Source organism: Methylobacterium sp. 22177 (assembly GCF_052045615.1).
Classification (GTDB): Bacteria; Pseudomonadota; Alphaproteobacteria; order Rhizobiales; family Beijerinckiaceae; genus Methylobacterium; species Methylobacterium radiotolerans.
Genome location: NZ_JBQEPK010000053.1, coordinates 24,703 through 31,480, shown reverse-complemented (window position 1 = coordinate 31,480; position 6,778 = coordinate 24,703). Strand labels below are relative to the sequence as shown.

Here is a 6,778-nt window from a genome sequence, read left to right as displayed (position 1 = left end):
TCATCAGCGAGTTCATGGACGAGGCCGCGATCGCGGCCGAGCTCGCCGGCCTCGACGTGGTGTACGATCCCGGCCTCGTCGACCGGCCGGAGGACCTCGCCGCCGCCGCCGCCCGGGCCGACGCCCTGATCGTGCGCAACCGGACGCAGGTCCGCGGCGCCCTGCTCGACGCCGCCCGCGACCTCACGGTCGTCGGCCGCCTCGGCGTCGGCCTCGACAACATCGACCTCCCCGCCTGCCGGGCGCGCGGCATCGCGGTCTACCCGGCCACCGGCGCCAACGACGGCGCGGTCGCCGAGTACGTCATCGCCTCCGCGCTGCTGCTCCTGCGCGGCGCCTACGGGGCGAGCGCCGCCGTCGCCGCCGGCGCGTGGCCGCGCAACGCCCTGATGGGCCGCGAGATCGCCGGCAAGCGCCTCGGCCTCGTGGGCTTCGGCGCGATCGCCCGCGAGACCGCCCGGCGGGCGGCGGCGCTCGGCATGGCGGTCGCCGCCCACGACCCGTTCGTGGCCGCGGACGACCCGGCCTGGACCCAGACTTGGACCCCGGCCTCGGGCCCGGTGGAACGGACCGCCCTCGACGCGCTGATCGCCGGCAGCGACGTGCTCTCGCTGCACGTGCCGCTCACCGACGCGACCCGCGGCCTGATCGACGCGGCGGCGCTGGCGCGGATGCCGACGGGCGCGATCCTGATCAACGCCGCCCGGGGCGGCATCGTGGACGAGGCGGCCGTGGCCGCCGCGCTGCGCTCCGGCCATCTCGGCGGCGCGGCGCTGGACGTGTTCGAGCGCGAGCCCCTCGACCCGGCCGCCGGCGCCGTGTTCGCGGGCGTGCCCAACCTGATCCTGACGCCCCACATCGCCGGCGTGACCCGGGAATCGAACGTGCGCGTCTCCGCCGTAACCGCCGCGGCCGTCCGCCGCCACCTCACGGAGCGCTGAATGCGGGGGATCTGGGCCTTTCGGCCGGAGCGGGCTATCCACGGGAGCCGGCCGCGCGGGGACCGGGACGTCCGGTGCGGGCCGGGAAGGAGCAGAGGATGACCGATCCGGCACGGCGGGCCTTCCTGAAGAGCGCCGCCCTCGGCGCCCTGGCGGCGGGAAGCGGCCTGCGGCCGGCCCGCGCCGACGAGGCGGCGCAGCTGCCCTTCGGCAACGGCGAGCGCCCGCTCGTGGCCTATCCGGGCAAGCGGCCGCTGCTGCAGACCACCGCCCGGCCGCCCCAGCTGGAGACGCCGTTCGCGGTCTTCGACGCGGGCGCGATCACGCCGAACGACGCCTTCTTCGTCCGCTACCACCTCGCCGACATCCCCCTGGAGATCGATCCCGAGGCGTTCCGGCTGAACGTCGGCGGCCACGTCGAGCGGCCGGCCTCGTTCAGCCTCGCGGAGCTGAAGGCGCTGCCCGGCGGGACCGAGATCGTCGCGGTCAACCAGTGCTCGGGCAATTCCCGCGGCTTCTTCGAGCCGCGCATGGCCGGCGGCCAGCTCGCCAACGGCGCCATGGGCTGCGCCCGCTGGACCGGCGTGCCGCTGAGGACCGTGCTGGATCGGGCCGGCGTGAAGGCCGGGGCCGTGCAGGTCGCCTTCAACGGGCTCGACCGCCCGGTCCTGCCGGAGACGCCGGACTTCGCCAAGGCGCTGACCCTCGACCAGGCCGGCGACGGGCAGGTGCTGCTCGCCTGGGGCATGAACGGCGCGGATCTGCCATGGCTCAACGGCTACCCGCTCCGCCTCGTCGTGCCCGGCTATTACGGGACCTACTGGGTCAAGCACCTCGACACGGTCACGGTGCTGGACAAGCCCTTCGAGGGCTTCTTCATGAAGACCGCCTACCGCATCCCCGACAATGCCTGCGCCTGCACCGAGCCCGGTCAGGCGGCCGCCGCCACGGTGCCGATCGGGCGCCTCAATGTCCGGTCGTTCCTGACGAACCTGACCGACGGCGCGCAGGTGAAGGCCGGTCCGGTCGCCCTGCGCGGCATCGCCTTCGACGGCGGCTCGGGCATCAGGGAGGTCGCGGTCTCGACCGACGACGGCGCCACCTGGACTCGGGCCGCGCTGGGCGGGGATCTCGGCCCCTACGCGTTCCGGACTTGGTCGCTCGCGACCGCGCTCACGCCCGGCGCCCACGCGATCCGGGTGCGGGCCACCGCCAACGACGGCAGCACCCAGCCGACGACGTCGCGCTGGAACCCGTCCGGCTACATGCGCAACGGCGTCGAGACCACCCGGGTGCGGGCGGCGTGAGTGCGAACGGGAGGACCAACGGGATGCGGGCGCTCGTGCTCGGCGCGGTGATCGCGGGTCTGACGGCCGGCGCGGCCTGGGCGGCGCCGCGGACCTACACGCTTCCGGACCCGACCGCGCAGCTGCGGCCCCCGACGGACGGGGGCCTGACCGCGGGCTACGAGGCGGCGCAGGCCAATTGCCAGACCTGCCACTCGGTCGACTACATCGCCACGCAGCCGCCCGGGCGCGGGAAAGCCTTCTGGGATGCCGAGGTGGCCAAGATGATCAAGGCCTACCACGCCCCGATCGAGCAGGCCGACGCCGGCGCGATCGCCGCCTATCTGGCCAGAACCTACTGAGGGTCGGACGGGCGGCTCGAACGGACGCCCGATCCCGCCGCGTCAGCGCAGCGCGAGCGCCTGGGCCGCGTGCGAGGCGACGGCCTGCACGGCCGGAAGATCGTAGGCGTAGACGCGCCCGGCCAGGATCGCCAGGGCGAGGGTCCAGAACACCGCACCGCCGACCCGCCGCGCCGTGCGGTCGCCGGCCGTGGCGGCCGGGCAGGCGCGGGCGACGCCGTCGGCGACGGGCTCGCCGAACGGATCGAAGGCCGGCGACTGGTTTTCGGAGGCGCTGCGCATGGTGACGAATGTCGCGCTCGGCCGGCCCGTTCGCAATGGAGGCGTCTTTCGAATTTCGCCGCGCGTGGAGATGCTTGTTCTCCATCCGGTCTCAGTGACAGACAGGTTCTTCTCAGAGAGCCGCTTCGACCGCCGAGGACGCGATATCTTCTTCCCGATGGGGGTCGGATCCGGCCGATCCGGGATCGGCGGGCGTGTGGTAGGCCATGCGCTCCCGGCGTCCCCGCAGGGGCTCGCGGCTGACTTCGCGCCACGCCTCGGCCGGCGCCCCGGCGGCGCGGCGCGCGGCCTCCGAGACCAGGATCGGGACGCCGTGGAGCTTGGTCGCCTGCTCGAGGCGGGCGGCGACGTTGACGGCGTCGCCCAGCACGGTGAACTCGTAGCGCGCCGCCTCGCCGATGATCCCGCAGAACACCTCGCCGTAATGCACCCCGACGCCGATGCGCACGGTCCGCGCGGGCCCGCTCCTGTCGGTCCAGCGGGCGATCACCGCGACGAGGTCCTGGGCGAAGGCGAGGGCGCGGGCGGCATCGTCGGGCCGCGGCTCGGGCAGGCCGAACACCACCAGGGCGCCGTCGCCGATGAACTTGTCGACCACCCCGCCCCGCAGGCGGGCGAGGCGCGTCACCCGCCGCCGGAAGGCGGACAGGAACTCGGAGAGCCGGTGCGGATCGAGGCTCTCGGCCAGGGTGGTCGAGCCGCGCATGTCGACGAACACGATGGCGGCCTGCTGGCGGCGGCCGGCCTTCAGGCTGCCGTCGCCGTCGGCGAGACGCAGGACCAGCTCCTGCGGCAGGAACCGCGACAGCCGGTTGCGCCGGGTCGCCTCCCGCAGGGCCGAGGCGGCGAACAGCACGAACAGGACGGCGAGGGCGCCGACCATGACCCAGATGGCCAGGGCGATCCGCGACACCGTCGCCTGCCGCCGCTCCATCCGGTCCGCCTCGTGCGCCTCCATGCGGCGCACGCGGTCGCGGATCGCGTCCATCACCTGCTTGCCGCGCCCGTCCGCCACGGAGGCGCGGGCCGCGGCGCCGTCGCCGGCGCGCATGAGGGCGACGCTGGCGCCGAGCTCGTCGAGTTTCCGGCGGATCAGCCCGGCCAGGGTGTCGAGCTCGCCCCGCTGGTCGGGATCGTCCTGGACGAGGTCGCGCAGGAGGTCGAGCTGCCGGTCGACGTTCACCCGCCCCTCGGTGAAGGGCATCAGGAAGGCCGCGTCGCCGGTGAGCAGGTAGCCGCGCTGGCCGGTCTCGGCGTCCTGCACCGCCGACAGCACCCGGGCGAGGCGCCCGTCCACCGCCACGGTGTGGCGCACGGCGTCGACGCCGCGCTGCTGGTACACGAAGGCGCCCAGCGCGATGGCGGTCATCACCAGGATCGTGGCGAGGCCCACCGTCATCCACGCCACGGTGCGCGAGCGCAGGGACCGCTGCACCCGCGCCGCGACGCGTGCCCGGACGGAGGCACGCGTCGCGGCCTCGCTCCCGTCCGCTGCGGGCGCGGTGGCTGGAGCGGACATGTCAGGCCCCGCCCGCGCCGTGCAGCCGGACGGCGCGCCCGGTCCGCCCCCCGTCCCCGGCCGCCCGCGCCCGGCAATCCGCGATGGTCGCCCGCGCCGTGTCGATGGCGACGGACGCCGCCGACATGGTCCGGGTGTCCGGCTCCCGCGCCCGGGCGTAGCGCACCACGTCCATGGCCAGCGCGTCGACCTCGACGGTGAGCGCCTCGATCGCCGCCGGGTCGCGCAGCGCCCGGGCCTGCCCGGCGATCTCCAGGAGCCGGTCCATGATCTCGTCGATGCGCTCGCGGCGCAGGCCGGCGAGGCGCTGCCGGATCCAGGCCAGCACCGAGACGAGCCCGCCCGCCAGCGCGCCGAGGAGGTAGAGCGTGTCGCCGTAGCGCTCGATGAAGCCGTGCTGGTCGCGCTCGTAGTAGTCGATCGCCCCCGGATGGATCGGGATCCGGGCGCTGGTGGCCGCCACGGTCGTGTCGTAGGCCGGGGCCTGGACGTACTCGGCGGCGTCCGTCGCCTGCGCGGCGGCGGTGCGCTTCTCGAAGAGCTGCTGGGTCACGTCGGCTGCCACGACCCGGCTCAGGGAGGCGCGGGCCATCAGCCGGTACGAGGCGCCCACCGTCTTCACGTCGTCGGCCGGCAGCTTCGGCCGGCCGCCGAACAGGCCGCCCGGGACCGTGACCGCCTGGAGCCGCGGGAAGCGCTCGATCACGGCGCCGTCATCCTCCACGGCGACGAACGCCACCTTGCCGCCGCGGGCGACGCCCTGCACGGCCGAGACCAGGGCCAGCGCCTTGGGTGCCGAGGGCGCGATGATGCTGACGAAGGCGTCGATCCGCCGCTCGCGGAAGGCGGCGGCCACCGCCTCCTGGTCGACCGGGACCAGCAGGACCGCCGAGTCCCGGGCCGGGCCGGCGGCCTCCTCCAGGGTGAGCCCGTAATAGCCGAGGAGATTCCGGAGCAGCCAGAGATCGGCGTCCCGGTGCGCCGCGATGCCGAGCCGCTTGCCGGCGAGCTTCGGGAAGCTGGTGATCCCGGCCTGCTCGGGCGAGGCGATGACCATCGCCTGGTCGCGCAGGATCGCCAGGGTCAGGCCGTTGGTCGGGAGCAGCACGTCGGGGCGGACCACCGCGAGGTCGGCCCGCCCGTCCTGCAGGGCGGCGGCGCTCTCGCGCACGTCGTCGAAGGACAGGATCCTCAGCCGGACCTTCTCGTGCGCGGCGTCGAGCGCGTCCGCGTAGGCCTTGATCAGGCCGGGCTCGGTGCCGTCGCGCGGCGCGACCGCGATGGTCAGGACCGTTGCCTGGAGCAGGACCCAGGCCGCGACCCCGCCCGCGCCCAGGAGGGCGGCCCCGGCCAGGAGCAGGGTCTCCCGGCGCAGGATCCAGGCGGGGAGGGTCGCCATCGGCCCGGGCGCTCAGAACAGCGAGATCAGCACGATGCCGCCGACCATCAGGGCGGCGCCGATCAGGCGCGGCGGCCCGGCCTTGACCCGCTTCATGCCGAACCAGCCGAAATGGTCGAGTGCCACCGAGGTCAGGAGGTTCGCGGTGATCAGCAGGCCGTTGAAGGCGCCGGCCCCGACCTTGTCGACGAAGAGCAGCCCGGCGAAGACCGCCACCGCCCCGGTGAGGCCGGCCAGCGGCATCCACCAGCGGACGCCCGCGACGTCGTCCCGGGTCGGCAGCGGCGACGGCCGCAGCAGGAACATCAGCGCGAACACGAACACGACCGGGACGAAGGAGACCGTCGCGGCGAGCCAGGGGTTCTCCAGGGCGCCGCGGAGCTGCGCGTTCCAGACCACGCCGATCGCCATCAGGGCGCCGGCCACGAGGATGAACGGGTAGAGCAGCTTGCCCGACATCCCGTGCCCCTCGCCGTGCCCCTCGCCGTGCCCCTCACCCTGCCCCTCGCCGCCGTCGCTCTTGCCGCCCGAGCGCGCGATGAAGGTCACGCCCACCGCCATCAGCAGGCCGCCGAGCCAGGGCATCGGCTTGAAACCCGCGGCCTGCAGGCCGAACAGGCCGAGCGCGTCCATGGCCAGGGAGGTGAGGATGTTGGCGGTGAGCGTCAGGCCGTTGAACGGCCCGGCGCCGACCTTGTCGATGAAGGCGAGCCCGCCGAACACCGCGACCGCGCCGGCCAGGCCGCCGAGCGGCGCGTACCAGGGCATCTTGCTCAAGGAGTCGAGGCTCGGCAGCGGCGTCGGCATGGTGAGGAACAGGGTCGTGAACACGAAGACGATCGGCAGGAACGACACCGTCGCGGCGAGCCACGGATTGACCATGCGGCCGCGCAGCTGCGCGTTCATGGCGTTGCCGATCGCCTGCAGCGCGCCCGCCACCAGGATGAAGGGATAGAGGAGGGCAGCCGTCACGCGCGCGGACCTTCGGG

7 protein-coding genes are annotated in these 6,778 nt (G+C 74.4%); 3 read left to right on the top strand and 4 right to left on the bottom strand.

Annotated features, from left to right (window positions below; genetic code table 11):
* Positions 1 to 2 precede the first annotated feature (2 nt).
* From ACTJK8_RS28360 to sorB, 3 genes are all read left to right on the top strand, one after another.
* Positions 3 to 941 (top strand): NAD(P)-dependent oxidoreductase, encoded by a 939-nt coding sequence (locus ACTJK8_RS28360; RefSeq protein ID WP_440762542.1) that lies wholly within the window; start codon positions 3 to 5, stop codon positions 939 to 941.
* A gap of 98 nt (positions 942 to 1,039) precedes the next feature.
* Positions 1,040 to 2,248, top strand: coding sequence for a SorA family sulfite dehydrogenase catalytic subunit (sorA, locus tag ACTJK8_RS28355; RefSeq protein ID WP_012321136.1), 1,209 nt, complete (start codon positions 1,040 to 1,042; stop codon positions 2,246 to 2,248).
* 23 nt (positions 2,249 to 2,271) lie between these two features.
* Entirely contained in the window at positions 2,272 to 2,589 is a 318-nt protein-coding gene (gene sorB, locus ACTJK8_RS28350; RefSeq protein ID WP_012321137.1) for a SorB family sulfite dehydrogenase c-type cytochrome subunit, read from the top strand.
* Positions 2,590 to 2,631: 42 nt separating this feature from the next.
* On the opposite strand, the gene ACTJK8_RS28345 is transcribed toward sorB, so the two are convergent.
* From ACTJK8_RS28345 to ACTJK8_RS28330, 4 genes are all read right to left on the bottom strand, one after another.
* Positions 2,632 to 2,871, bottom strand: a complete 240-nt coding sequence (locus tag ACTJK8_RS28345) for a hypothetical protein (RefSeq protein WP_012321138.1) — start codon at positions 2,869 to 2,871, stop codon at positions 2,632 to 2,634.
* Positions 2,872 to 2,983: 112 nt separating this feature from the next.
* Positions 2,984 to 4,390, bottom strand: coding sequence for an adenylate/guanylate cyclase domain-containing protein (locus ACTJK8_RS28340; RefSeq protein ID WP_012321139.1), 1,407 nt, complete (start codon positions 4,388 to 4,390; stop codon positions 2,984 to 2,986).
* Between the two features lies 1 nt (position 4,391).
* Complete coding sequence (locus tag ACTJK8_RS28335) at positions 4,392 to 5,789, bottom strand: TAXI family TRAP transporter solute-binding subunit (RefSeq protein WP_012321140.1); 1,398 nt, start codon at positions 5,787 to 5,789, stop codon at positions 4,392 to 4,394.
* A 12-nt stretch (positions 5,790 to 5,801) separates the two neighbouring features.
* Positions 5,802 to 6,761, bottom strand: a complete 960-nt coding sequence (locus ACTJK8_RS28330) for a DMT family transporter (protein ID WP_127992307.1) — start codon at positions 6,759 to 6,761, stop codon at positions 5,802 to 5,804.
* Between the last annotated feature and the right edge of the window lie 17 nt (positions 6,762 to 6,778).